This is a genomic window from Trueperella bialowiezensis, from assembly GCF_900637955.1.
Classification (GTDB): domain Bacteria; phylum Actinomycetota; class Actinomycetes; order Actinomycetales; family Actinomycetaceae; genus Trueperella; species Trueperella bialowiezensis.
This window is the reverse complement of the sequence record NZ_LR134476.1, coordinates 462,979-486,613: the sequence shown is the minus strand read 5'-3', so window position 1 is coordinate 486,613 and position 23,635 is coordinate 462,979. Positions and strand designations below refer to the sequence as shown.

Annotated in this window: 17 protein-coding genes, 3 tRNA genes and 1 pseudogene; 12 read left to right on the top strand and 9 right to left on the bottom strand. The window is 59.4% G+C overall.

Features of this window, described 5'->3' with window-relative positions; all coding sequences use genetic code 11:
* The first annotated feature begins 337 nt into the window (after positions 1 to 337).
* From EL234_RS02255 to ilvC, 3 genes are all read left to right on the top strand, one after another.
* Positions 338 to 2,137 (top strand): acetolactate synthase large subunit, encoded by a 1,800-nt coding sequence (locus EL234_RS02255; RefSeq protein WP_126415940.1) that lies wholly within the window; start codon positions 338 to 340, stop codon positions 2,135 to 2,137.
* Positions 2,137 to 2,670 carry an acetolactate synthase small subunit gene (gene ilvN, locus EL234_RS02250; RefSeq protein WP_197718477.1) on the top strand — a complete coding sequence of 178 codons (534 nt, stop codon included), beginning with the start codon at positions 2,137 to 2,139 and terminating at the stop codon, positions 2,668 to 2,670. Before EL234_RS02255 ends, ilvN begins: the two co-directional genes overlap by 1 nt.
* A 91-nt stretch (positions 2,671 to 2,761) precedes the next feature.
* A complete protein-coding gene (gene ilvC / locus EL234_RS02245) occupies positions 2,762 to 3,787 on the top strand; it encodes a ketol-acid reductoisomerase (RefSeq protein WP_126415938.1) in 1,026 nt (341 codons plus the stop codon).
* A 101-nt stretch (positions 3,788 to 3,888) separates the two neighbouring features.
* Here ilvC and EL234_RS02240 read toward each other — a convergent pair whose 3' ends face one another.
* Positions 3,889 to 4,920: a YeiH family protein gene (locus EL234_RS02240; protein ID WP_164712296.1), complete on the bottom strand. Its 1,032-nt coding sequence runs from the start codon at positions 4,918 to 4,920 to the stop codon at positions 3,889 to 3,891.
* Between the two features lie 106 nt (positions 4,921 to 5,026).
* Between EL234_RS02240 and EL234_RS02235 the strand changes: the two genes are divergently transcribed.
* From EL234_RS02235 to pflA, 4 genes and pseudogenes are all read left to right on the top strand, one after another.
* Entirely contained in the window at positions 5,027 to 6,079 is a 1,053-nt protein-coding gene (locus EL234_RS02235) for a 3-isopropylmalate dehydrogenase (protein WP_126415936.1), read from the top strand.
* Between the two features lie 78 nt (positions 6,080 to 6,157).
* Positions 6,158 to 7,300: a branched-chain amino acid aminotransferase gene (locus EL234_RS02230; protein WP_126415935.1), complete on the top strand. Its 1,143-nt coding sequence runs from the start codon at positions 6,158 to 6,160 to the stop codon at positions 7,298 to 7,300.
* 171 nt (positions 7,301 to 7,471) lie between these two features.
* A pseudogene (pflB, locus tag EL234_RS02225) lies at positions 7,472 to 9,880 on the top strand (formate C-acetyltransferase).
* Between the two features lie 101 nt (positions 9,881 to 9,981).
* Positions 9,982 to 10,884 (top strand): pyruvate formate-lyase-activating protein, encoded by a 903-nt coding sequence (pflA, locus tag EL234_RS02215; RefSeq protein WP_126415932.1) that lies wholly within the window; start codon positions 9,982 to 9,984, stop codon positions 10,882 to 10,884.
* Positions 10,885 to 10,886: 2 nt separating this feature from the next.
* On the opposite strand, the gene EL234_RS02210 is transcribed toward pflA, so the two are convergent.
* The 4 genes from EL234_RS02210 to EL234_RS02195 form a co-directional block, all read right to left on the bottom strand.
* A complete protein-coding gene (locus tag EL234_RS02210) occupies positions 10,887 to 11,609 on the bottom strand; it encodes a YggS family pyridoxal phosphate-dependent enzyme (RefSeq protein WP_126415931.1) in 723 nt (240 codons plus the stop codon).
* 36 nt (positions 11,610 to 11,645) lie between these two features.
* Entirely contained in the window at positions 11,646 to 14,330 is a 2,685-nt protein-coding gene (locus tag EL234_RS02205; RefSeq protein WP_197718453.1) for a DEAD/DEAH box helicase, read from the bottom strand.
* Positions 14,327 to 14,545, bottom strand: a complete 219-nt coding sequence (locus tag EL234_RS02200) for a hypothetical protein (RefSeq protein ID WP_126415930.1) — start codon at positions 14,543 to 14,545, stop codon at positions 14,327 to 14,329. Before EL234_RS02200 ends, EL234_RS02205 begins: the two co-directional genes overlap by 4 nt.
* A gap of 60 nt (positions 14,546 to 14,605) precedes the next feature.
* Positions 14,606 to 14,682: transfer RNA gene (locus tag EL234_RS02195), tRNA-Lys, on the bottom strand.
* A 193-nt stretch (positions 14,683 to 14,875) separates the two neighbouring features.
* Here EL234_RS02195 and EL234_RS02190 point away from each other — a divergent pair.
* From EL234_RS02190 to EL234_RS02180, 3 genes are all read left to right on the top strand, one after another.
* Positions 14,876 to 15,805: an ATP-grasp domain-containing protein gene (locus tag EL234_RS02190; RefSeq protein ID WP_126415929.1), complete on the top strand. Its 930-nt coding sequence runs from the start codon at positions 14,876 to 14,878 to the stop codon at positions 15,803 to 15,805.
* A gap of 99 nt (positions 15,806 to 15,904) precedes the next feature.
* Positions 15,905 to 15,979: transfer RNA gene (locus EL234_RS02185), tRNA-His, on the top strand.
* A 112-nt stretch (positions 15,980 to 16,091) separates the two neighbouring features.
* Entirely contained in the window at positions 16,092 to 17,495 is a 1,404-nt protein-coding gene (locus tag EL234_RS02180; RefSeq protein WP_164712293.1) for a phosphotransferase, read from the top strand.
* Between the two features lie 18 nt (positions 17,496 to 17,513).
* Here EL234_RS02180 and EL234_RS02175 read toward each other — a convergent pair whose 3' ends face one another.
* From EL234_RS02175 to EL234_RS02160, 4 genes are all read right to left on the bottom strand, one after another.
* A complete protein-coding gene (locus EL234_RS02175; protein ID WP_126415927.1) occupies positions 17,514 to 18,206 on the bottom strand; it encodes a response regulator transcription factor in 693 nt (230 codons plus the stop codon).
* Positions 18,207 to 18,251: 45 nt separating this feature from the next.
* Positions 18,252 to 19,748: a sensor histidine kinase gene (locus EL234_RS02170; RefSeq protein ID WP_126415926.1), complete on the bottom strand. Its 1,497-nt coding sequence runs from the start codon at positions 19,746 to 19,748 to the stop codon at positions 18,252 to 18,254.
* Positions 19,745 to 20,401 (bottom strand): oligoribonuclease, encoded by a 657-nt coding sequence (gene orn / locus EL234_RS02165; protein ID WP_277870837.1) that lies wholly within the window; start codon positions 20,399 to 20,401, stop codon positions 19,745 to 19,747. Before orn ends, EL234_RS02170 begins: the two co-directional genes overlap by 4 nt.
* A gap of 18 nt (positions 20,402 to 20,419) precedes the next feature.
* Positions 20,420 to 20,492, bottom strand: a tRNA-Arg gene (locus EL234_RS02160).
* A 91-nt stretch (positions 20,493 to 20,583) separates the two neighbouring features.
* Here EL234_RS02160 and EL234_RS02155 point away from each other — a divergent pair.
* Positions 20,584 to 22,131, top strand: a complete 1,548-nt coding sequence (locus tag EL234_RS02155) for a dynamin family protein (RefSeq protein WP_164712291.1) — start codon at positions 20,584 to 20,586, stop codon at positions 22,129 to 22,131.
* Between the two features lie 20 nt (positions 22,132 to 22,151).
* Complete coding sequence (locus EL234_RS02150) at positions 22,152 to 23,600, top strand: P-loop NTPase family protein (RefSeq protein WP_126415924.1); 1,449 nt, start codon at positions 22,152 to 22,154, stop codon at positions 23,598 to 23,600.
* The last annotated feature ends 35 nt before the right edge of the window (positions 23,601 to 23,635 follow it).

Sequence of the window (23,635 nt, the reverse complement as noted above, 5' to 3'; positions counted from 1 at the left end):
TATTGAGAAAAGGCGAAACGTTGCGCATATATGCAGCGAGCCTGAAATTCTCAATGATTGGCTCGCGCTTGTGTGCGGCCCACCCAACCCGCTGTCGGAAAGCCCCAACTCGCACCAACAGCCAGCTCAATCCGTAAGATGGTTATCCACGATGTGAGACGATTCGGTTTTAATTTGGCCCACCCGAAAAGGCGGGATACCCTATGAACTATGACGACGCTCCTCGTAGTAATTAACTAGCGCGCCACAGGCCTCAGTGCCACGGTGCGCCCCTCGGAAACCTACGAGGGGTTTTTTATTGCCCGGAACGCGTCACACCCACATCCAAGGAGGAACTATGGCTAAGGCGCCAACCCCGCCCAAGGCTAAGGATCGCAAAATCCGCGAAACAGCCACCGGTGCAAGCGCAGTCATTCGCTCTCTCGAAGAGCTGGGAGTCAAGAACGTTTTCGGGCTCCCCGGTGGGGCAGCACTCCCACTGTATGACGCGATTTTTGAATCCGACAAGATCCGCCACATTCTCGTACGCCACGAGCAAGGCGCAGGCCATGCTGCAGAAGGCCTCGCCGTCTCCACAGGAGAGGTAGGCGTATGCATCGCCACCTCAGGCCCTGGAGCATCCAACCTCGTGACCACGCTACTCGATGCATACCTCGACTCGGTTCCTCTGGTTGCGATCACCGGTCAGGTGGGCGCAAACCTTATTGGAACAGACGCCTTCCAAGAGGCTGACATCATCGGCGCCACCATGCCGTTTGTTAAGCACTCGTACCTGATCACGGACGCCAACGAAATCCCGGCGCGCATCGCAGAGGCATTCCACCTCGCGAAGTCGGGACGGCCAGGCCCGGTCGTCGTCGACGTCACCAAGTCCGCACAAAACGACCCATGCGAATTCGTGTGGCCGCCGAAAATGGAACTACCCGGATACAGCCCGCAAACCACGCCGTCGCTGCGAATGGTTCGCGAAGCTGCCCGCCTCATCGCAGGTGCGCAGCGCCCGGTGCTCTACGTGGGCGGCGGCGTGATCCGCTCCCGCGGACACGAAGAACTGGCCAAACTCGTAGAGATCACCGGCATTCCCGTGGTCACCACGCTGCAAGCCCGCGGCGCGTTCCCGGACGCCGACGAGCATCACCTCGGCATGCCCGGCATGCACGGCACGGTTCCAGCCGTGGCTGCCATGCAAAAGTCGGACCTGCTCATCACGCTCGGTGCACGTTTCGACGACCGCGTGACAGGCAAACTCGACGACTTCGCCCCCGGAGCCAAGGTCATCCACGCCGACATCGACCCGGCCGAGATCGGCAAGAACCGCAAGGCCGACGTCGCTGTGATCGGCGACGTGAAAGAAACGATGGCCGCACTCGCTGAGGAAATGGAACCCACCTACGAACAGTACGGCAAGCCGGATCTGACCGATTGGTGGGCGTACCTCAACAAGCTGCGCGAAACCTACCCGGTGGGCTACGAAGAGCCAGATGATGGCCTTATGAGCCCGCAGTACGTGATCTCCCGCCTCGGCGAACTCGCTCCGGACGCGATCTTTACCTCGGGCGTGGGCCAGCACCAGATGTGGGCCCAACAGTTCATCTCCTGGAAGTTCCCCGGCCAGCTCGTCAACTCGTGCGGCGCGGGCACCATGGGATTCGGTGTCCCGGCCGCGATGGGTGCGAAGGTCGGCAACCCGGACAAGACGGTGTGGTGTATCGACGGCGATGGCTCGTTCCAGATGACGAACCAAGAGCTCGCCACCTGCCGCCTTAACGACATTCCGATCAAGGTTGCACTGATCAACAACTCGTCGCTGGGCATGGTGCGCCAGTGGCAAAACCTGTTCTACGACGGGCGTTTCTCGCACACCGACCTCAACACCGGCCACGGCACGCAGCGCATCCCCGACTTCGTCAAGATGGCTGAAGCCTACGGCTGCCACGGCATCCGGGTTGAGAATCCCGACGACGTCGACGCCGCAATCAACGAGGCGATGGAAATTAACGACCGCCCCGTCGTCGTTGAATTCGTTGTCTCACCCGACTCGATGGTGTGGCCGATGGTGCCCGCCGGCGTGTCGAATGACGACATCATGTACGCGCGCGACCTGCGCCCCACCCACGAAGATGAGGAACAAGCATGATTTCCCACCGCAAAACTCTCTCGGTTCTCGTAGAGAACAAGCCGGGCGTGCTCGCCCGCGTCTCGGGCCTATTCGCACGCCGAGCATTCAACATTCACTCGCTCGCAGTTGGCCCCACCGACGATCCCGAACTGTCGCGGATCACGCTCGTAGTCGACACGGACGAAACGTCCTTCGAACAGTTGAAGAAACAGCTGGACAAGCTGGTCAACGTCATCAAGATCGCCGAGCTGGAAGACAACAATGCCGTCCAGCGTGAGCTCATTTTGGTCAAGGTAGCGGCCGACGACGCGTCGCGCACGTCCGTCATCCAGATCGTCGAACTGTTCCGCGCTCATATCGTCGACGTCGTACCCGATGCGGTCACGATCGAGGCCACGGGCGGAGAAATGAAGATCCGCGCCCTGCTGACCGCTCTCGAACCCTACGGGGTCAAGGAGATCGTCCAGTCCGGCGCGGTTGCGATCGGCCGTGGCGCAAGGTCAATGACCGAGGTCGTAGCCGCTGAACGCAAGCAGCTTCGCCGCGCATAACCCGGCCGGCGTTAATCCCTGCGCGGACACGACGCCAACACCAAACAAGAACACAATAGAATTTCACTACGCCCACCTAAGGAGAAATAACGTGGCAGAAATCTTTTACGATGCAGATGCTGATCTGAGCATCATCCAGTCCAAGAAAGTGGCCGTCATCGGCTATGGCTCGCAGGGGCACGCACACGCGCTCAACCTGCGTGATTCGGGGGTCGACGTCGTTGTTGGCCTGCGCCCCGGATCGAAGTCGATTGCGAAGGCGGAAGACCAGGGTCTGAAGGTCGCCTCGATTGAGGACGCCGTTAAGGGCGCCGACGTCGTCATGATCCTCACCCCGGATCAGCACCAGCGCAAGGTCTACGCTGAGCAGATCGAGCCGAACCTGAAGGACGATGCCGCACTGTTCTTCGCCCACGGATTCAACATTCGCTTCGGCTACATCAAGCCGGGCGAAGGCCATGACGTGTGCATGGTGGCTCCGAAGGGCCCGGGTCATACGGTGCGCCGCCAGTACGAGGAAGGCCGGGGCGTTCCGGACATCATCGCTGTTGAGCAGGACGCGTCGGGCAATGCCTGGGATCTGGCGCTGTCGTACGCGAAGGCAATCGGTGGTACCCGTGCGGGTGCGATCAAGACGACGTTCACCGAAGAGACCGAAACCGACCTGTTCGGTGAGCAGGCCGTGCTCTGCGGTGGTGTTTCCCAGCTCATCCAGTACGGTTTCGAAGTGCTGACGGAGGCTGGCTACCAGCCGGAGATCGCCTACTTTGAAGTGCTGCACGAGCTCAAGCTCATCGTTGACCTCATCAACGAGGGCGGCCTGACGAAGCAGCGCTGGTCGATCTCGGACACGGCCGAATACGGCGACTACGTGTCTGGCCCGCGCGTGATCTCCCCGCAGGTCAAGGAGAACATGCAGGGCGTGCTCAAGGACATCCAGTCCGGCGCGTTTGCCACCCGGTTCATCGAGGACCAGGATGCGGGCGCCCCCGAGTTCGCCGAGCTGCGTAAGCGCGGCGAAGACCACCCGATTGAGAAGGTCGGTGTGGAACTGCGCAAGATGTTCGCGTGGGAGACCGTTGACGAAGATTACGTGGACGGATCGGCGGCGCGCTAACGAAGCGCTGTACGCGTTAGGTTAACGCGGCCAAATAACTGCGAAAGCGGGCGGCTGGAAAGCCGCCCGCTTTTTGCGCGTAGGTTATAGCAGCGCGCAGGTTATATCAGCACGAGCACGCAGCCGAGGGAGATGAGTGCGGCGAGCACGCCGGCGATAAGTGAAAGGACGATGGAGGATCGCCCGCGGCGTAGTACAGAGCTAATATCGACGCCCGCGCCCATACCGAACATGGCAGCCGATAGCAGTAGCGTGGCGATGGTCTTCACCGTGGAAGGCAGCGGATGCGCATCGGGCAAGCCTAGGATCGTGCGCAGGGCGACCATGGCAATGAAGCCCGCGACGAACAGCGGCACCAGCGGCGGTTTCTTGATCGAGACCGAAGCGCTGGGAGCGTTCGCGCCTACGGTTTTGCGTGCTGCTCGGCGTCGCATGAGAAGCCCGACGGCGATGACCATCGGCGCAAGGGTGAGCACCCGGCCGAGCTTTGTTGCCACCGCGGTCTGTAACGCGTCGGGGGAGACGAGCCCGCCGGCAGCCACAACCTGCCCGACTTCATGTACAGCAGAACCAATCCACACCCCGGCTGCCGTGTGAGCAAACGATGTTGCGCTGATGATCGCTGGCAGCACGAGCATGGCAACCGTGCCGAAAATCGTGACCCCGGCGAGCGCAGTGGCAGCTGATTCTTCGACGTCGTCGCTGTTCTTGCCGTCGTCGATCACGGCAGCCATCGCAGCGATCGCCGAAGCTCCGCAAATCGACGTTCCGGTGGCCACCAAATAGCGATCTGGCATGCTCATTGACAGGGCGCGCCCAATTGCGATCGTGCCGGCAAACGTCCCAACCACCGTGGCGACGATGGTTACCAGGGCGCCAAGCCCGAGGTCGGCAATCACACTCAGCGAAAGCTGGAAACCAAGCAGGACGACGCCGAGGCGGAGCACCTTCTTGGACACGAACGTGAGTCCGGCCTCGGCGCTTGCGGGAATGAGCCGCAGGTTGCGTGCCGCGATGCCAAGGATGATCGCCACGAGGAGGGCCGATAATGCGGGGACGGCCATGTTAATGAGGTAGGCGAGCGCCGTGCCGATACCGGCAAGAATGAGTCCGGGGATGAGAGCGCGCGTCATGACTGTCTCGTTGTCGTATTCACAAACAGCCAGCATAACAGCCCGCAAAGTTTCAGACTATGGGCGCCCTATTCTGCCCCTGGAGCCAAGCGCGTATGATGAGCCCATGAGCATTGAACTTGCAGTGATCCCCGGCGATGGCATCGGCCCCGAAGTAGTGGCCGAAGGCCTTAAAGTACTAGACGCGGTGGCAGATGGCGAACTGTCGATCAATACCACCACCTACGATCTAGGCGCCGCACGTTATCACCGCACGGGCGAGGTGTTGCCCGACGACGAGCTCGCCGATATCAAGTCCAAAGACGTCATCCTGCTCGGCGCGGTGGGCGATCCGTCCATGCCCTCGGGCGTCCTCGAACGCGGCCTGCTGCTCAAACTGCGCTTCGAGCTCGACCACTACGTTAACCTGCGCCCGTCCAAGTACTATCCGGGTGTGCCAAGCCCGCTGGCCAATCCGGGTGATATTGATTTCGTGGTCGTACGCGAAGGCACGGAAGGCCTCTACGCGGGCAACGGCGGGGTAGTCCGCCACGGAACGCCTCACGAGATCGCCACGGAAGTCTCGGTTAACACTCGCTTCGGCGCTGAACGTGTGGTTCGCTTCGCTTTCGAACAGGCTCAAGCCCGGCGCAAGAAGCTCACGCTCGTTCACAAGCACAACGTGCTCGTTAACGCCGGCCACCTGTGGCGCAGAACCGTCGACGAGGTCGGCACAGAATACCCGGATGTTGAAACCGACTACCTGCATGTTGATGCGGCCACGATTTTCTTGGTCACGCAGCCCGAACGTTTCGACGTCATCGTCACCGACAACCTGTTTGGCGACATCCTCACCGACGAAGCCGGCGCCGTCACCGGCGGGATTGGTTTCGCGGCGTCGGGAAACATCAACCCCGATAAGACCTTCCCATCCATGTTCGAACCCGTCCACGGTTCGGCCCCAGATATTGCGGGCAAGGCGCTCGCGGACCCCACAGCCACGATCTCATCGATTGCGATGATGCTCGACTTCCTCGACAGGCCCGATTTGGGAGATAGGGTTCGCGACGCCGTCGACGCCGACATGGCCGCACGCGCCGCAGCCGCCGAAGCCGGCACGCCGCTAGTTCGCAGCACCCAGCAGATTGGCGACGACGTCGTCGCCCAGCTCTCGCGCTAAGTCACGGCTAGCGATGTGGACGCCGGGGACATTCCCGGCTCCGAGAAGTAACATATACAACGAAGAGAAAGGACGATCATGCGCAAACCAACCGAACTAGAAGAACTCGCCGCACGGCCGGCTCCGGGAGCCGATGAGGTAGCTGGCACGTTCGTACGTGAACCGCATGATCAGCTCGCCTCCGAATCCGATTACGAGCGGGTGATGGCGAACCTTTCTTTCGGCGTGGATTTCACGGACTACATGGCACACGCCACGTGGACGGCCGATAAGGGTTGGCATAACAAGCGCATCGAACCGTACGGGCCGCTAACACTCGACCCGGCCGGTGCCGTATTGCATTACGGGCAGGAAACTTTCGAGGGCATGAAGGCCTACCGGCACGATGACGGCTCGATCTGGACGTTCCGCCCCACGTACAATGCGGCGCGTATCAACATGTCGAACCGCAGGCTTGCTATCCCGGAAATTTCCCGGGAAGACTATCTGGCCTCGATCGTGGACCTCGTGCGTGCGGATGCTCGGTGGGTGCCATCGGACGAGGGCACGTCGTTGTACTTGCGCCCCTTCGTGTTCGCATCTGAATCATTCCTGGGCGTGCGTGCAGCTAGCCGCTACGAGTATTTGGTGATTGCCTCGCCGTCGGGAGCCTATTTCAAGAACGGATTGCAGCCGATCGACCTGTGGGTGGACCGTACGTACCATCGCGCTGGCCCTGGCGGCATGGGTGATGTCAAAACCGGCGGCAACTACGCCTCGTCGCTGCTGCCGAAGGTACGCGCCGCCGAGGCTGGCTTTGACGAGGTGCTGTTCCTCGACGCCGCCACAAATACGAACCTTGACGAACTGGGCGGGATGAACGTGTTCGTCGTCATGGCAGACGGCTCGGTCAAGACGCCCGCGCTGACCGGCAATATTTTGCCGGGTGGCACGCGCTCGTCGATCATTCAGTTCCTCGAAGCCGAGGGAGTGAACGTGTCTGAAGAGACGATCTCGCTGCAGTCGGTGCTTGACGGGCTGGACAGCGGGGACGTCGCGGAAATGTTTGCTTGTGGCACTGCCGCCGTCGTTACGCCGATCGGCCGGCTGGCATCTGAAGATTTCGACGTCGCGGTGCCAGTTGGGGAGAAGACGAAGCAGATCTACGAGGAACTGACGGCCATTCAGCTCGGTCACGCGGAAGATCGCTTCGGCTGGCTGTACAAGATCGCTGACGCGTAAGGGGCGCCGGGCCCTCAGTCCTAAACTGGAGCGAGCCTAGTTAAGCCTCCAGCAATAGCGCCGGAAATGTCCGGTAAAACAGCTGTGAGGTGAGTCGCGATGACCCCTCGCGTGGTTGATATTTCCTAGAATATGTAGTGGATATTTAACAACCACGAAGGAGCCACACGAGTGACCATCGACGCCGGTACATTGACTAAGACGAAACAATGGGACGGTTTTGAATCTGGCACGTGGACGTCCACGATCGATGTCCGCGATTTCATCCAGAAGAACTACACCCCATACGAAGGCGACAAGGATTTCTTGGTTGGCCCAACCGACAAGACCTTGCGCCTGTGGGACACCCTTGACAAGAAGTATCTGTCCGTCGAACGTGAAAAGCGCGTGTACGACGTCGACACCGAGACCCCCGCGGATATCGACGCGTTTGGCCCCGGATACATTTCCGAAGACGACGACGTGATCGTCGGCTTGCAGACCGACGTTCCGCTCAAGCGTGCGATGATGCCCTATGGCGGCTGGCGCATGGTGGAAACCGCGATTAAGGAAGCGGGCAAGGAAGTTAACGACGACGTGAAGGAAATCTTCACGCGTTACCGTAAGACGCACAACCAGGGTGTGTTCGATGTTTACACCCCGCGTATTCGTGCGGCTCGCTCCTCGCATATCATTACCGGTCTGCCGGATGCTTACGGCCGTGGCCGTATTATTGGCGACTACCGGCGCGTGGCGCTCTACGGCGTTGACCGCCTCATCGAGGAGAAGAAGAAGGATAAGGATCGCCACGCTGAGGCTCCGTTCAGCCAGGATTGGGCGCGTGACCGCGAGGAGATCACCGAGCAGATCCGCGCTCTGGAAAAGCTCAAGAAGATGGCGGAAAGCTACGGCTTCGACATCTCTGGTCCTGCTGAAACCGCCCAGGAAGCTGTGCAGTGGACGTACTTCGGCTACCTTGGTGCGATTAAGAGCCAGGACGGCGCTGCGATGTCGTTCGGCCGCCTGTCCGGCTTCTTCGACATCTACTTTGAGCGTGACTTCGAGCGCGGAATCCTCACCGAGGAGCAGGCGCAGGAGATCATCGACGCGCTCGTTATCAAGCTGCGGATCGTGCGCTTCTTGCGTACCGAATCCTATGATCAGATCTTCTCGGGCGATCCGTACTGGGCCACCTGGTCGGACGGCGGTTTCGGTAACGACGGGCGTACCCTCGTCACGAAGACCTCCTTCCGTCTGCTGCAGACCCTGATCAACTTGGGCCCGGCTCCGGAACCGAACATCACCGTGTTCTGGTCGGAGAACTTGCCTGATGGCTACAAGCGTTTCTGTGCAGAGGTCTCTATCGAGACGTCGTCGATCCAGTACGAGGCCGATCACCAGATCCGCGAACACTGGGGCGACGACGCCGCGATCGCATGCTGTGTTTCGCCAATGCCAGTGGGTAAGCAGATGCAGTTCTTCGGCGCGCGCGTGAACGCCGCGAAGGCTCTGCTGTACGCGATCAACGGTGGCCGTGACGAGATCAGCGGCAAGCAGATCGTTGAAGGTTACGAACCCGTGCAGGGCGATGGCCCGCTCGACTTCGACGACGTGTGGATGAAGTACGAGCAGATGCTCGACTGGGTTGTGGAAACCTATGTTGAAGCGCTCAACATCATCCACTGGAGCCACGACAAGTACGCCTACGAGGCCATCGAAATGGCGCTCCACGACACGGACATCGTGCGCACGATGGGCTGTGGTATTGCTGGCCTGTCGATCGTTGCCGACTCGCTGTCTGCCATCAAGTACGCCACAGTGACCCCGGTTCGTGACGACACGGGCCTCATCGTCGACTACATTACCGAGGGCGATTTCCCGCGCTACGGTAACGACGACGACCGCGCCGACGACATCGCTGCCACCATCGTTCACACGGTGATGGCAAAGATCAAGGCAATTCCGATGTACCGTAACGCGATTCCGACCCAGTCGGTTCTCACGATCACGTCGAACGTCGTTTACGGTAAGAACACCGGAAACTTCCCGTCTGGCCACCGTGCTGGCACACCCTTCTCCCCGGGTGCAAATCCGGAGAATGGTGCGGATACGCACGGCATGCTCGCTTCGATGCTGTCGGTGGGCAAGCTCGACTACACCGATGCACTCGACGGCATTTCGCTGACGAACACGATCATCCCGTCCTCGCTGGGGCGTAACCTCGATGAGCAGATTACGAACCTCGTGGGCATCATGGATGCTGGCATGGTCGTCAAGGGCTAAATTCAACGAGCATCTCGCACCTAGAACAGTTAAACTTGGAATAGATCCACAAAGGAGAAAACAATGGCTTCGGTCAAGACATACGAAGAGCGCCTCGCCTCGATGAAGGCTCAGCGTGAAGAAAACGGCGGCGTACAGGGTCTGTACCATGCGAACGTCAACGTGCTCAATCGCGAAACCCTCGAGGATGCGATGGAGAACCCGGAGAAGTACCCGCAGCTGACGGTACGTGTGTCCGGTTACGCAGTGAACTTTGTGCGGCTCACGCGCGAGCAGCAGCTCGACGTGCTGTCGCGCACGTTCCACGACCAGATGTAGTTTTTGAGTCTGAGTAGTTTTTGCCGGGCGTGCGGGGGATTTCCGCGCGCCCGGCAAAGTTTCCGCATTCAATTGAACCGTAGCGGTTCTTAAAGGACGACATGGCAGACAGGACTCTCGACGCTCGTACGTATTTCGCGAGTGAAGGCTCGACGGGCGAATATCGCCCGGAACCTCTCGAATTCGAGGTACCTCGAGAAACTGGGGCAGGGCTTGACGGTATTGATCTGGCCCCGGAGATGAGCCATTCGGAACATATTGCGGCAGTGCGTTCCGGCGAGGTGGGATCCGTACATTCGTGGGAGTTGGTCACGGCAGTAGACGGGCCTGGCACACGGATGACCACCTTCCTAGCTGGTTGCCCGCTACGTTGTTTGTATTGCCACAACCCGGATACTCTGCGTCTGCGCGATGGTACGCGGGTGACGGCCGAGGCGTTACTTAAGCGGATTAGGCGTTACAAAACGATCTTTAACGTGACCAATGGTGGCGTCACGTTCTCGGGCGGTGAGCCGCTCATGCAGCCCGCATTCTTAGCCCGGTTGTTGCGCGGCGCGAAAGAGTCCGGGATCCATACGGCAATCGACACGTCGGGCTTCTTGGGCTCGGCTCTTACTGACGAGATGATGGACGACGTCGATCTGGTGCTTCTCGACCTGAAATCGGGGCTGGCAGGCCACTACGAACGCACAACCGGCCGTAAACTCCAGCCCACGTTGAATTTCGGGCAGCGGCTGTCTGCCGCGAATAAGGAAATCTGGATTCGGTTCGTGCTCGTTCCAGGGCTGACGGACGATCGGGAGAACATTGAGGCGGTTGCCGAGATCGTGTCACATTGGGACAGCGTCTCGCGCGTCGAAGTGCTTCCGTTTCATCAGATGGCCCGCGATAAGTGGGACAACCTCGGCCTGGAATACCAGCTCGAAGCTGTGGAACCGCCGTCGGCGGAAGCCACGGAAGCTGCCCGCGATATTTTCCGGGCCCGCGGGCTCAACACGTTTTAACGCTAGCTGCGTGGGCGCTCGCCGAAAACAGCCGTCCCTACGCGCACGGTTGTTGCTCCCTCGGCGATCGCAATGTCAAGATCGCCAGTCATTCCCATCGAGAGTTCAGCCGCATCTTCAAGCCCGGGCAGGCCGCGCATCTGTAGTGATAACTCGCGGGTGAGTGCAAAGCTGCGGTGAATCTTCGCCGTATCGGACGTGTGTGCTCCGATGGTCATCAACCCGTCAATCCGCACGAGGTCCAGTTCAGAAATCTGCCCGGCAAGATCCACAAGCTCGTCCGGGGAGCATCCCGACTGCGTGGTCGAACCGGAAGAGTTTACCTGAATGAGGATCGGGTAGGGCCCGCTTGCTTCGCCGTCGTCGATCCGCGCCTGCTGGCGCCGTGCGATCCGCTGGGCAGTCTTGAGCGAATCGACCGTGTCAATGCGGTCAGCCCAGGTCATCGCCGCGCGAAGCTTATTCGACTGTACAGGCCCGATCACCGTGTTTATCGATGAGATCGCGGCCTCCTGGAGCCCCTGCACAGATTGTTCTAGCTGCTGGACGATATTGTGCCCAAAAAGAGTCACGCCTTCAGCGCTAGCTGCCAGCAGGTTCTCCACAGGCTGGTGTTTGGCGGCCAGCATGAGCTTCACCGAGCCGCGCTGCCGGCCGGCGTTGCCCTCGGCACGCTCAATGCGTTCGGTAAGCCGTGCAATGTTCTGAGCAATTGAGATTGTCAATCGTGTCCTTTCTAGTTAACGCAAAGCAGTAGAGTCTTAGCGTTCAGCAAGATCAATAATGTGAAGTACGAGCTGTCCCGCCTCGTCGGAAGCATCAAGGTCCACGGCGGCCCAGATTGCCCACGTCATCTCTGCTTCGTCTTGCGGGGGATCAGCCGAGCCTTGATCGTCGAGGATTTGGATCACCAGCCACAGGCGTCCTGGTTTGTGGCTGTCCAGCCAATTCGCTGCCGTCTCTTCATCCACGCCGGCCTGCAACAAGTCAGCATAGGAGGGGTCTTCAAGAATTGAGAAGAACTTATCCGAACGCGAATCGGCATCCGTACCGAGCGTGGCGTACTCATCCCAATACGGGTCCATCGCGTCAGCCCAGCGATCGCCATCCCAGCCGGATGCGCTATCAAGCCTGCCGAGTTCCTCGTAATCGTCGCGGTCCAGCGCTTCGACGCGGGCAAACATCGCATTACGCACAGCCTTCCGTAGCGCGTGCTTGTTCCTTGTGAACGCGACGTTGCCGTCTTCATCAGCACCGAACGCAGCCTCTTCGCCGCTGTGAGAATCGTCAGAGGCAAGCAGGTCAAGATCCTCGATGGTCACCCGTCCATCAGCAAGCGCTTCCCATTCATCGAGCAGCGAGGAATCAACCGAACGGATGAGCCGGCCCAGCCAGTCAATGATGTCATCTACCTCGCCAGTGCGTGCTTCAAAGGGCAGGGTTTGCCGCATCGCACGATACACGTCCGTGATGTAACGCAAGACGATGCCTTCGGAACGTGCCAGATCAAAACGTGAAACGAACTCGGAAAATGTCATCGCCAACTCGATCATCATGCGCACCACCGATTTCGGCGAGAGCTCGTGCTTACCCACCCACGGATTCGTCTGCGCGTAAATCTCCAAGGCAGGTTCGAGCAGGTCAGCGAGCGGGCGCGGCCAAGTTACCTCATCAGCCAGGTTCATCCGTTCGTTGTACTCAACGCCGTCGGCCCTCAGCTTGTTGAGTAGCTGGGTGCGTGCTTGTTTCCGTTGCGCGTTCAACACCGGCATCGGGTCTTCCTGGACGGCCTCGATCACTGACACGACGTCGAGCGCGTAATCAGCATCCTCCGGATCCAGTAAATCGAGCGCTGCCAACGCGAAAGGCGCGAGCGGAGAGTTGAGCGCAAAATCATCGGGTACGTCTTTTGCAAACCGGATGGCAGGCATGTCCGGGTGGGTGGCACGCCAATCACGATCCTCGTGAACGATCACGTCAGCACGGCGCAAGGATGCGTAAATGTCCAACGCCTGGCGGATAAACGGGTTGCGCTCCGAGCGTGGTTCGTGGTTGTCCGTCAGTATTTTCGTGATCGCAGGAATCGGATCGGGGCGCTGCAACAGGTTAAGAATAAGCGAGTGGTCAACCTTGAATCGGCTGCGCAGAGTCTCCGGAGCAGCATGCTGGAGCCGCTCAAACGTCTTTTCCGACCACGACACTTCACCCTCCGGCGGTTTCACCCGCTGCACGCGTTTAATTCGCGCCGGGTCGTCACCAGCCTTACGCAGCCTGCGCTCATTTTCAATCTCGTGTTCGGGGGCTTGCACTACGACGTAACCAATCGTGTCGTACCCTGCCCGGCCTGCCCGCCCAGCAATCTGGTGGAACTCACGCGCACCCAGATTACGCATCCGCGCCCCGTCAAACTTCGTCAGCGATGTGATGAGCACGGTTCTGATCGGCACGTTAATACCCACGCCGAGCGTGTCAGTCCCACACACGACGACGAGCAGGCCTGCCTGCGTGAGCCGCTCCACGAGGCGGCGGTAACGGGGGAGGAGACCAGCATGATGCACGCCCACACCATTACGGATGAGTTTTGACAGGGTCTGGCCAAACCCCGGACCGAACTTGAAATCCCCCAGTGCGGTGCGGATGCGCTCGCGATGATCAGGCGAGATGAGCGCCATGGGCAACAGTGCTTGTGCCTGGGCCACCGCCTCACGCTGCGAGAAGTGAACCACGTACACCGGAGCCATGTGAGTGGCGACCAGCTCCTTAATCTGTTCACTCACCGGCTCGCGCGAATAGCTGAAGTGCAAGGGAACCGGGCGAACGGCGTCGTCGACCACCGAAACCGGGCGGCCCGTGCGGCGCTCGAGGTCTTCTTCAAAAAACGACGTGTCACCAAGCGTTGCCGAAAGCAGGATCTGCTGGGCCTGCGGCAAATCGAGCAGCGGAATCTGCCACGCCCAGCCGCGCTGCGGTTCGGAATAGAAGTGGAACTCGTCCATGACGACGACGCCCACATCCGCCTCCGGACCTTCCCGCAACGTGATGTTCGCGAGGATTTCCGTGGTTGCGCAAATAATGGGTGCGCCCGTGTTAATCGCGGAATCGCCGGTGATCATCCCGACGTTGTGAGCGCCAAACTGGCCGATAAGATCAAAGAATTTTTCGGACACGAGCGCTTTGAGCGGAGCCGTGTAATAACAGGTGCGGCCTGTGGCAAGACCAGCGAAAATCGCCTGCGACGCTATAAGCGACTTGCCCGAACCCGTAGGCGTGGCCACGATGACGTGGTCGCCGGCCACAATACTCAGCAGAGCCTCTTCCTGATGCGGATACATCTGCTTACCGGTAGACGTGAACCACTCGGTGAAAGCATCGTGGATCGCCTCCGGGGAAGGCGATAGCCCGTGCGCATCTTCGAGGCGGTCAAGTGCGTGATTAAGGGAAGTCACTGATCCTCCGCAGCCGTGTCATCTGGCGAAGCATCATGCTTTCTGCGGGCGCACGCACGGGAAAGTTCCGCAACCGCGAGCAAACCGGCCAGTACGAGCAGAATGACCCGCTCGGTCGAATTAGCGACGAACGCGAAAAACAGTAACGCGAAAAATGCGACCACCATCATGGGGTTGAACGTCGATTCTCTAAACAACCGGTGCCACGCGCTCATCGTTTTCTCCCCACAGAGCCATCCTATACAAAAGGCGGCCAGCTAACGCTGACCGCCGAGTGGTACACCGCCTGGGACTCGAACCCAGAACCCCCTGATTAAGAGTCAGGTGCTCTAGCCAGTTGAGCTAGCGATGCGATAAATAATATAGACCTAATTCGGCGTGGCAGGCAAATCAGATTCGCGGATAACCCTGTGAGCTCAAACACGAAGCCCAGACGTGGTTCTTGCGCTTGCCACCTCGAGCTAGCGCGTGGTTATTTGCGCCTTGAAGCGAGCAACTTTGTTAGGGACGCAACATGGCAGTGAGAAATAAACTAGAGTGGACGTGTGTCTGAGCCAAAAGTATTTCTAGCCACGTCCGAGTTCCTGCCCAACCTGGACCAAGACGAGCAGGACCTTCCCGACGCGCTTCGTGACCGCGGAATAGAACCAGTTATTGCCGTGTGGAACGATCCAAGCGTCGATTGGAGCGCTGCAGACCTCGTGGTCGTTCGCTCCGTCCGCGACTACGCGCGCTATCCCAAAGAATTCAACGACTGGGCGAAATCCATCCCGCGCATTGCGAACTCTGCTCCTACGATGGAGTGGAACATGGACAAGCACTACATGCAGGATTTTGAAAAACTTGGCCTGCCAATTGTTCCGACCACCTGGCTCGAACCGGAAGACAAGCTAACCAAACAGCAGATCCATTCGCGGTTCCCCTCGCACGGTGACTTCGTCATCAAGCCCGCGGTCTCTTCGGGTGGGCGCGGTACGGGGCGGTACACGGCCACCGATGCCAAGTCTCGTTCCGACGCTATTTTGCATGCCCAATACGAGCTCGAAGCGGGGCGCTCCGTCATGGTTCAGCGCTACCTTGAAGACATCGAAATCTCTGGCGAAACCTCGCTCATTTACCTCAACGGGTTGAGCGCCTACAGTGTGCAAAAAGAGCCGATGTTGCATCCGCGCTACCGCAATCCGCGCGATTCTGGCGTAATGGAGGAAATTGCTCGTTCGGCCGAGGCTTCGGAGGAATCGTGGCGCTGGGGAGAGCGGATCCGGCTTGGGTTGCATCAGCACATCAAGAATAAGACGGGACGCGACGAGCTGCTGCTCTTCAACCGGGTTGATATCGTGCGTGGAGCGCCGGATTCTCCGGAAGAGTTCTACATCATGGAGATCTCGCTCATCGATGGCTCCCTGTATCTTTCTGCAAATCCGGAGCACCTGAATCGATTCGCGGACGCCATCCAGATGCGCGCCTTCTTGTAATCGCACTAGCCGCGTTCTGGTGATCGGCCTCACCGCCTGCGAATTCGGCATGGCGGGGTTCGCTTGGTATAGTCTACTATCGTTGCCATTAGGCACGTGGTGGCTGTAGCTCAGGGGTAGAGCACCTGGTTGTGGTCCAGGATGTCGCGGGTTCAAATCCCGTCAGCCACCCCATCGTCTCGTATCGCACATCTGCGATGCGAGACTTTTCATGTCGCGGCGCGGTGGACGTCCAGAAATTTTGGCTCACACGGCAAAGTCGAGCGGATTGTGCTGGAATAGCCACATGGAAGATTCAGCTTCGTCCACCTCGGATCGCTCGCAGTCATGTCCACAGGCGCAAGGGCAGGTCGATGCCCAGCGTCACACCAACGCGCAGGCCTCCGGGCAGATCGACACGAACGCGCAGGTGGCGGCCTTTCTCACCTCTGCGCAAGCTGAATCAATTGTGGCGGCGTCGCTGGAATCTTTGGGCTGGCTGCTTATTGACTACACGCCTGACAAGCCCTTTTTACGGCCGGGCGCTGGAGTGTCTGTGGGATATTTTGTGACGGCGCGGGCAACGGATCGAGATTTTTCTACCTACCTTATTGCGTCGACGGAAAAGGTTGATGCCTCGCATGCGGTGCTCACGTTCACAGACCCGGAGGGTGTGATCACCGATCCGATCTACGTATGGCAATTTCCGCATGATCCTTCGCTGCCTGCGCTGCCGGAGGCCACGCACCCCCAGCACATGGCGAACCAGTTAGGTATTGAGGGGCTGGGCGCTAACGTGGTTGTGTATCGGCCGACTCGCCGCGCGGTGATCGAATACAAAGTGGGCGAGGAATCGGTGGCGTTTGGCAAGGTTGTCCACCCGGCAACTGGGGCGGAGCTTGTGCGCAGAACGAACGCGGTGGCGCAGGGTGCGGCGCCTTTTCCGCGGATTATTTACGCCACGGAGGGCGGCTTGGTTGTCTCGGAAGCCGCTCGGGGAAGGTCGTTCGCGAATGAGATTGCCTTCCGCCCGGACGAAGCTAAAGCGAAAATCGCAGACTTTGAAAGGGTGTTGGACTCTCTTGGGCCGGCGGTTGCCGCGTTGGACGAGCATGCGTCGTGGGCAAAGCGGATTCACCACTATGCGAAGACAGCGCGGGAGATTTTGCCCGAGTACGTGGCTGATATTGATCGGATAACGGAGCTGGTCACGCACGTGCTCAGCCTTGATATTGGTGGCCCGGACGTGGCCACACATGGCGATTTTTTTGAGGCGAACGTGCTTATTGACGACGACGGACGGCTCACTCTCATTGATCTGGACCATGTGGGTCCGGGCAAGCGTAACGATGATTGGGGCTGCTTGCTGGCGCACGTCTCCGTGTTGCCTTTCCTTACCGAGAACGAGTGGGTGGTGGCTGATCCGTCTGAGCCGTATCGGGAACGGTTGGAAATGTTAAACCCGGGTGGAATGAGGTGCAGTTTTTATCCGAGGTCGGAAGAAGTGCTGGAAGCCTGGTGTCAGTATTTGGAGCAGCGGACTAACCCGTACGATTTGTATGCGCGTACAACCGCGGTTGCGTTATCGATGGCTTCAAATTCGGACGTGGGTGCGGCCCCTCGTGAAGCGCATGCGCGGATGAGGCGTGTGTTGTGGTGGGAAGAGCGTACACGTTCGTGGGCACCTAGCGCTCGGATCAACCCTCGCTAGGTTTGCGGCCAGCATCAACTATTGAGTGGACTTATCGGCGCGGGAGACGAGCCGGTATCCCATGCCGCGCACGGTTTCAAGCCGCGAGCTGCCGATCTTTTGCCGCAGATAGCGTACGTAGACGTCGACGACGTTCGAGCCGGGATCGAAGTCGTAGCCCCACACGTTATCGAGCAGTTGGGCGCGGGAGAGTACCTGGTCAGGGTGAGTCATAAAGAATTCGAGCATGGCGAATTCGCGGGCGGAGAGTTCTTTTTCGACGCCGGCCACGTTGACTCGCCGGGAGCGCAGATCGAGCATGAGGTCGCCGACTGTGATGAGGGAGGTGTCGGTGGTTGGCGTGTTGGTCCGGGCGCTGCGTAAACGTAGGCGTACTCGTGCGAGGAGTTCTTCAAAGCGGAAGGGTTTGGCCATATAGTCATCAGCTCCGGATTCGAGACCGGATACGGTGTCTTCTACCGAGGAGCGTGCGGTGAGAATGATGACGGGGATGGACACGCCTTGGCCGCGGGCTTGTTCGAGAACTTCGAAGCCGTCGATGTCGGGTAGTCCGATGTCGAGGATGGCAAGATCGTAGCCGTCGGTGAGCAGGTGGAGAACTCCTTCGCGTCCGGTTGCTACCACTGTGGTTTGGTAGCCGGCAGCTTTCAGGCCTTTCGCGATAAAGGTGGAGATTCCTACCTCGTCTTCAATGACCAAAATATTTGCCATATGTGTGTGCTCCGTTTGCTGTTTGCCGTCTGACCTGTGAGGTCTTTATGTTTCTGAGTCTACGGGCATTCCGTTCGAAAGTGGCAACACGAGCGAGAAGGTGGATCCGCGCCCTTGCTGGGAGGTGAGTGCTACGTCTCCGCCGTGTGAGTGGGCGATGCCCGCCACGATGGACAGGCCGAGGCCTGCACCGGTTCGACTCGCATCAACTCGGCCGAAACGTTCGAAGATGCGAGTTTGGTTTTCCCGGGCGATGCCGAGGCCTTCGTCGGCGACGGACAGGTAGAGTTCGCTACCATCGCCGTGTATGTCGGCAGAGAGCGTGATGGTGGATTCGAGTTCGGAGAATTTGACGGCGTTAGCGGCAAGCTGCAGTAGTGCCTGCAAGAGGCGTTGGGCATCACCATCAACAATGATCGGGGCGACCGTGCCGAGTTTCCAGTTCCGTTCGCCGAGTTGCTGGGCGTGCGTAAACGCGTCGTGCATGAGGTCGGTGACGTCGACTGGGCCGATTTGCAAGAAGTCCGGCCGTTCCGTTTTAGCTAGGAGCACGAGGTCGTCGGTCAGGCGGCGCATCCTGTCGAGTTCACCGAGCGCAAGTTCGCGGGTTTGTGCGACGTCGTCCGGGTCGTTGACGTCCATGAGTTCGAGGTGGCCTTGGACGATGGTGACGGGAGTGCGTAATTCGTGCCCGGCGTCGTCAAGCAACTGGTATTGGGAAGTGAAGGCGGCGGCCATGCGGTCGAGCATCGCGTTGAATGAGCGGGATACGTCTGCGAGGTCGTCTGTGGATTGGATGGGGATCCGCTCGTCGAAATTATGTTCCGTGATCCGCGTGGTTGCGTCTCGGAGCCGTGCTAGTGGTTCCATGACGCGGCCTGCAGCCCACCAGGCGGCGATTCCAGCACAGAGGATCGTAATGAGTGCGATCACCAGATATGACCAGATGAACACGCGCACGGGCGCCAGCTCGTTGCCGATCTCGTAGACGAATACGATCGCAGCAGAATCGCCGTCGGCCATGACGACGGGAACGCTCAGCGCCCTGTAATGACCCGTGGCGGTTTTAACGTCAGTCCATTCGGTGAAATTTGACGCAGTCAGAGGCTTGAGAGTGTCGACGAGTTCGGAATCATCCTGCACTGGGATGCCGAGCTCTCCTTGGTGATAGGTGAGTTCACCGCCGATGAATCCCATCATGCCTTCGTTCGTGACGGGCAGCTGTTCACGCATGAACTGCAAAATAAAATCGCCGGCGCTCGCGGGCTGATCCGCATAGAGAGAATTTTCGGTGGCGATCCGGTCAGCAAATTCGCGCACTTCGGTTTCGGAATGCTTGAGGTGGTCATCAACAGAGCTGAGCACGCTGCGATATTGGATGACACCGACGACAACGCCGACGACCATCATAGATAGCGCTGTAATGAGCAGGATGATCAGGGTGACACGGGAGCGCACCGTGTTGCCTGCAAAATATTTTCTTATGCGAGCACGCAGGGAAGGTTTGGGGCGGTCCTGAGACTCAGGCCGGGTGTTTTTCACCGTTCGTCCTTCGCAGCCTGCTGGGCACGGGACCGCGTGAGATCGCTTTCGATCTGGCGTGCGATCTCCTGTGATTCTTCGGTGCTGGGGCCTTCGCCGTCGGGGAAGAGCACGGCCCGGTAGTAGCGAAGTTCATCGATGGAATCATAGATGTCGCCGAGCGCGGTATGGTTGCCCGTCTTTTCGGGGGCAGCAAAATAGGTGCGTGGATACCAGCGTTTGGCCAGTTCCTTGATGGATGAGACGTCGATGATCCGGTAGTGCAAGTGGGCGTCAAGTGTGGGCATGTCGCGTGCAATAAACGACCTGTCGGTGCCGACCGAGTTTCCGCCCAGTGGTGCTCGGCGCGGTTCGGGTACGAAACGTTCGATATAGGCCATGACGGCGGCTTCGGCGTCGGCAAGGCTCACGCCGTCGTCCCACATGTTGATCAAGCCGGTGGCGGTGTGCATATCGCGTACGTATGGATCCATCTGTTCCACGGCTTGAGCGGTTGGTTTGATGACGATCCGCAGGCCGTCGTCGAGGGGGAAGAGTTCCGAATCGGTGACGACGACGGCGATCTCCACGATCGAGTCGACGTCCAGATCGAGGCCTGTCATTTCGCAGTCGATCCAGACGATGGGCGTTGTTTGGGCTGAAAATGTACTCACGAACTTAGCCTACCCCAGCGCCCCCAGCAGGACTCGAACCTGCGACACATGGCTTAGAAGGCCACTGCTCTATCCGCTGAGCTATGAGGGCATGCAAGCAAATATTACCGGTTGAATGTGGAAATGGGCTACTTCCGGTGGCCTTCGTCGAATTTGCCGGGCGGATGCGACACAATAGAGGGGTGAGTACTCCAGCTTTTTCGAACGCACGCCTCGCGGGTCTGGTTCGCCGCACACTCGAGGCGCTTCATGATGCCGATTTGCCGTTAGACATGCCGGGCGCTAGAGAGCTGTCCGAATCGCGAAAGCAGCTGATTACCCAGTTGGAGAGTCGTATTTTGCCCCAGCTGGAACAGGGCGAGTTACCCACGGTGATCGTGTTTGGTGGTTCGTCAGGGGCTGGCAAATCGACGTTGGTGAATTCGTTGGTGGGTAAGGAAATCTCACCTGCCTCAGTGTTGCGTCCGACCACCCGCACGCCGGTGATCGTCATGCATCCAGACGACGAGCCGACAATGGCAGGCCATGCTCTGGAGCGTATGGGCGAGTATCAGGTGGTGGATTCCGCGATTTCGGGAGTTGTGCTTGTTGACGCGCCGGATTTGGATTCGGTGGACGATTCGAACCGGGAGCTGTCGTCTCGTTTGATTGACACGGCAGATTTGTGGGTGTTCGTCACGACGTCGTCGCGCTACGGCGATGCCGTGGCTTGGGATACGCTGCTGCGTGCTCACACGCGCGGAATTACGTGTGCCGTGGTGTTGGACAGGGTTCCGCATTCGGCGCTTGCGACTGTTCGTTCGGATCTGGTTGCTCGGATGGGCCAGATGGGGCTTGCGGAAAGCCCGCTGTTCATCATCCCTGATGCGGGTGCTCATTCGGGCTTGCTTCCTGATGAATATGTGGAAGAACTGCGTTCGTGGCTGGATATTTTGGCGCGTACGAAGGCCGGTGAATCGTTGATTTCGCGGACGACTGCGGCCACGTTGCCGCAGCTTCGTAACGATCTGCTCGTGCTAGCGGACGCGGTGGAGGCCCAGGAGAACGCGCTCACAGATTTGAAAGATAAGGCGTATGAGGGCGCTCAGCAGCCGTTGGAAAAGCTGGCAACGAACATTGCTAACGGGCGTTTTGGGCAGGGAGCACCGACGACGTCATGGCTGTCGCTCGCGTCCACGGGCGGGCCGCTGGCGGGGATGGTTGCGCGGAGAAAGCCCCGGTTTTTTGATCGCGGTAGCCAGGCTCGTGATCGGGCGATGACCACGATTTTCGACGCGATTTTAACGTCGGCACGGGTGGCGCTCACCCAGGGGCTGACGGCCGCGCAGGCGAACGTGAACCAAGCATGGCGGGCTGATGTGGTGAACACGACTCAGTTGGCCGCGGAGGCTAACGCCAACCTAGATATTGACGCGATCGTGGAGCGGGCGCTCAAGGGATGGAAATCCGATATCGCGGCGGTCCCAACGAAAGACAACCCGTGGCTGAGCAAAGCGGGAACGGCGTCGTTGCTCGGCGTGGCTGCCGGGGGAATATCAGGTGCGCGCAAAGTGGCTGAATTCCTTGATATGGACGGCGAGGTGCGGGAGGTTCGCGAGCAACTGGCGAGCCGGGTTCGTAGCGCTCTGGACGAGCTCGTGGCCGTCTACACTGACGTCGTTGATACTGTCCGCGTGGGTGGCGCCGCAACCTTGCGTCTGCGTGCCAGCGAATTACTTGATCGAGTCTGAGAGGAACGGAAGGTAGGCCAATGGAAGGGCGAGGTTCGAACGACGTCGTTGAAAGGTTGAAAGCGCTCCAGCGTGCGGTCGCGGCAGGTGGCCGATTTTTCGACCCGTACGTGGCATCCCGTGCCCAAGATGACTTGCGGCGGACCGAGGAGCGGATGCGCCTGGGAGTGGACATCACGGTGGCGGCACTCGTGGGCGGTACCGGATCGGGTAAGTCGACGATGTTTAATGCGATTACCGAGCTGGATTTCGCTGATTCTGGTGAGGTCAGGCCAACCACGGAACGTGCGGCAGCATGTACGTTCGACGTGGATGCGACCCCGTTACTGGACTACCTCGAGGTCGATGACGACCGCCGGATCGAACATTCGTCCATTTTGACTCTCGGTAAGGAAAACCTCGACGGCCTGGTACTGCTTGATCTGCCAGATAACGACTCGGTGAAACTGGCGCATTCGGCGCTCACCGATCGGCTATTGCCGATGGTTGATCTGCTCATGTGGGTGGTGGATCCGCAAAAATACGCCGACCAAGTGTTGCACAAAGATTTCCTTGCCGGGCTAGCAGGGAGGCAGGACGCGATGGTCGTGGTGCTGAATCAGATTGATCGAGTGCCGTTAGATCAGCGTGAAGCTATCGTGGCTGACCTGCGGGAGCTGCTGGATAGTGACGGGCTGGAGCGGGTTCCCATCATGGTCGCCTCGGCGTTGACGGGGGAGGGCATCCCGGAGATTCGGTCTATGCTCGCGGAAGCTGCGGCCCGCCCGTCGAATAATGCCCGCACTGCGGCTGCGGAACTGGATGCGATCGCAAGCAGGCTGCGCGATAACGTGGGCGAACGTGAGCCGGAGATGAGCGAAGAGGTGGTGTCCGACGTCGTCGACCGTATCGTGCGTTCCTCGGGTATCCCGTCCGTGGTGGAATCCATTCGAGTCTCTGGTGAGTCGTATCAGCCTCCAGCGCTCGTAGTACCTGAACAACCGGCGAATTCGATGGTGCACGCTATTCGTGATGCGTGGGTTGCGCACGTGCGGGAAGGCCTTCCTGCGGTGTGGCAAGAGGTCGTTGTCAGTGAGGTCAAGCCGGCGGAGCAGTTCCGGCGCGCACTTGGCACAGCGATTAGAACGACGCCGTTGCCCGCTATTTCGCGCAGGCCCGTGATCGTAGGTGGCGTGCTTGGAGCGCTCATTGCGCTGGCTGCCATTGCGTTGGCGGTGTTTGCGCCGGTCAGCACAGCAGTAGGTATTGCTCTGAGTGTGGGAGGCGTGCTTCTTGGGCTGGCTTGTGGATGGGCAGGTCGGCAGGCGTTGCGTGCTTCTGCCCGCCGGGCAGCACGTAGCTATGAACGTCAGGTTCACGGTGCGGTTGCAGATGTGACCGAGGAGTACTTGGTGGACGGTCCGCGGGAAATTGTGGATCAGCACAGGATTACTCGCACAGAGCTCGCCTCTGACGTATTTGGAAGCTAGCCGGCCGCGGCGTCACCGGAGCAGAAACTTTTCCA